Here is a 2,678-nt window from a genome sequence, read left to right as displayed (position 1 = left end):
ATCTTGATGCAAGGCAAGACGCCGGGATACTGGAATAACAGCGGTTCGGCATACGGCGCCGCACCTTAACTATGAGCCATCCAGCGTCCCGGCTGCTACGACAGGTCGTTCGAAGCATCTTGCGTGCGTCAGTTACCGCACAGGCATCATGTCGGATCGGCCCGGTACCACCCTGCCCGCGCCAGGTGTCACAGCGCGCCCTGCTCTCGCTCGATGGAGAGCGCAATGTGCCGATGCGGCGAAGCTAAAGTTTTTGTCGTGGCGCAGAACCCGCATCCTCTCTTCCCCTTTTGAGTCCGACAATGCAAGGCCTTTCGCGGCATGGGGAGGATTTCAGCCATGGGCGCGAAACAACAGATGAGTTTCAATCGACGCTTTTTGGACGTTGACGAATGCGCGATCTAACGCTCTGACTTCACTTCGGGATTTCGTGTTATCGGTACGCCGGCAACCAGACTCCCGCCGGAACAGGTGTTTCCTGACCCGTGCATAACGGTCGCCGCGATCTACCGGCACGCACGATCTGGCCTCTTATGTGTGTTGGCACCGTCGCAGATGATCAGCAGCGGCTGGCCGATCTGTTGCTTGAGGGCCGACGGGACTCAATGATCTGTTTGCTCCTGACGGCGCCGGCGAAGAAACGAAAATAAAAGCGCCATCATGACTGTCCGGCGATTCCCGACATCTGCTTCCAGGTAAAGCGTTGCTGGATCACCGGTGTCTGGCCTTTGGCCGCCCAGGTGCGGGTCACCGGGGATTGCTCGGACAGCCCGGATTCGACACGTCCTTCAGGCGGCTATTTTTTTAGCGCAGACCAGCTCTTGCGCTTCCACGTCACGATGGCCTGCTCGTCGCGTCGCAGTGCGCGTTTCTCCGGCTTTTGCGGCGAGAAGCCGGGCCTGCGCAATAACTCCCAGCCGCCGATATTGCTCTTCTTGACGCCGATTTCCCGCTCGATCAGCACGCGCACCCGTTTGACCGTCCAGACCTCCGTGGGAAATCCCGCAGCTAGCGCACCTTTGACGAGCATCGCACACAGCGCCTCGCACGGCGCGGCGTCCAGTCACTTGGGCCGGCCCGGCTGTTTGGCCTTGAGGTTGCCGAACGCTCCTAAGTAATCGCGTACCCTCGAAGCGCCGCTTTTCGAGCAACTGCCCATCGAGCCCGGACAACTGCTTTGCCCAGACGCTGACCGATTGCCTCGACACATCCAGGCGACGAGCCACCTCGGCTTGCGCACACCGCGCTTGCAGATCGCGTTTCGTTCCCGTTCCCTCGACATGAAGCCTGTCGAGATAACGCGCAAGGAGGCAATTTTTGTCAAACATTTACCGGATTCGGATTAGTTTTTCAATGGAGTTACGCCGAGGTGGTGGCGACAATGACTTCTTCCGGTCTTAGCGACATCGTCTCGGCCGGTAGTGATGAGTCTGAGGCGCAGTTCGCGAAGCAAATACATGTCTACTGCGACGCAAGCCAGCGCGGCACGGCGGAGAGCGTTTTAGAAGATCATCCGCCAGTGGCCTCGTCATGGGCATAGCTCGAGCTTTCACGCAACGTTGACCTGGTCTACGACCCATCGGACTCCTTTGGCTCCCCACGCTGCGTTACAGGCGGCGCGTTTGTCTGCCAGCGAATTCACCGTCCCGGTCAACCTGACGACTCCGTCGTGCGCATCAACCGAGATACCGACGGCCTCGTGCAGGGAGCGCCGCGCCAGCGCTGCGGCAATCTGGGCATGGACATCCTTGGCGATTTCGTTGCTTCGAACTGCGAGCTGGTTTGCGACGCCCACGACCCCGCGCATACGGCTCACAAGCATTTTGGCAGCGTGGCGCTGATAGACCCACGTGACCTCTCCGCTGAGCGTGACACAACCGCGGTCCACCTCGACCCGAACCTCCGTTCCCTCGAATCCTTCCTGCCACTTCAATGCCGATACGATGGCGGCTGCGAGCTCTTCGTCGGAGTGCGTCGTCGGAGACGGTCTCCTAACGGTAAGCTCCAAGACAACTGCGCGGCTTCCAGCGACACGCTGCACCGCTTTTTGCGCCGCGAGCTTTTGGGCACAACTCGATACCGAGCCGGCGAGCGTCACGATGCGGGCGTTGACCTTCACCCGGATCTGTTCTGCATCAATGGCGGGGCCCCAGAGCAATTCCTGCTCGATATCATGCTTGAGGACTTCATCTGACTTCATCTGTGGCTCCTGCGGTGAAGGCCGGCGACATCGGAAGACGCCGGTACGGCAACGCATCCGTTCTGTTTGCGACGCATACTGGTTAGCATCCACCCGCACGTTCGGAACATGTTGATGCTGATCAATTGCTTCGCGTGCCCGACACACCATTGAGCGATCGGCACGTGCGAAATGACCGACAGTATGCGCCTGCATAGTGCAACCGCTTCGATTAGGAAAATTGAGCAGCGGCCAGGGAGCGGAGAGTCGACTCACCCGGCGTTGTCTCCTGAAAACCAATCCATCGGCGTCGGCTTGTTGCAGAAAATCGTCGGGATTACGCGCGCGACGGGGCCGCTCTGCTATGCCAGCCCACGAAAAAGAGAGCGCGTGCCGATCGCGTAGGCCGAGATGATCGACTCCTCGTGAACGTCGAACTTTGTGGCGCGACAATCCGGATGAGAGACGTGTTGCCTCATGGGAGGATGTTACTCCAGCC

At 59.5% G+C, this 2,678-nt stretch carries 2 protein-coding genes; both read right to left on the bottom strand.

The annotated features are described in order from the left end of the window. Positions 1 to 796: 796 nt before the first annotated feature. Complete coding sequence (locus tag AWB67_RS42640) at positions 797 to 1,030, bottom strand: helix-turn-helix domain-containing protein (RefSeq protein ID WP_087660648.1); 234 nt, start codon at positions 1,028 to 1,030, stop codon at positions 797 to 799. Positions 1,031 to 1,549: 519 nt separating this feature from the next. After that, on the bottom strand, positions 1,550 to 2,200 hold the full coding sequence (locus AWB67_RS36075) for a BON domain-containing protein (RefSeq protein ID WP_087660647.1): 651 nt from the start codon (positions 2,198 to 2,200) through the stop codon (positions 1,550 to 1,552). Positions 2,201 to 2,678 lie beyond the last annotated feature (478 nt).

The organism is Caballeronia terrestris, assembly GCF_001544515.1.
Taxonomy (GTDB): Bacteria; Pseudomonadota; Gammaproteobacteria; order Burkholderiales; family Burkholderiaceae; genus Caballeronia; species Caballeronia terrestris.
The sequence above is the reverse complement of the archived record's forward strand: the minus strand, read 5'-3'. Positions and strand labels throughout refer to the sequence as shown.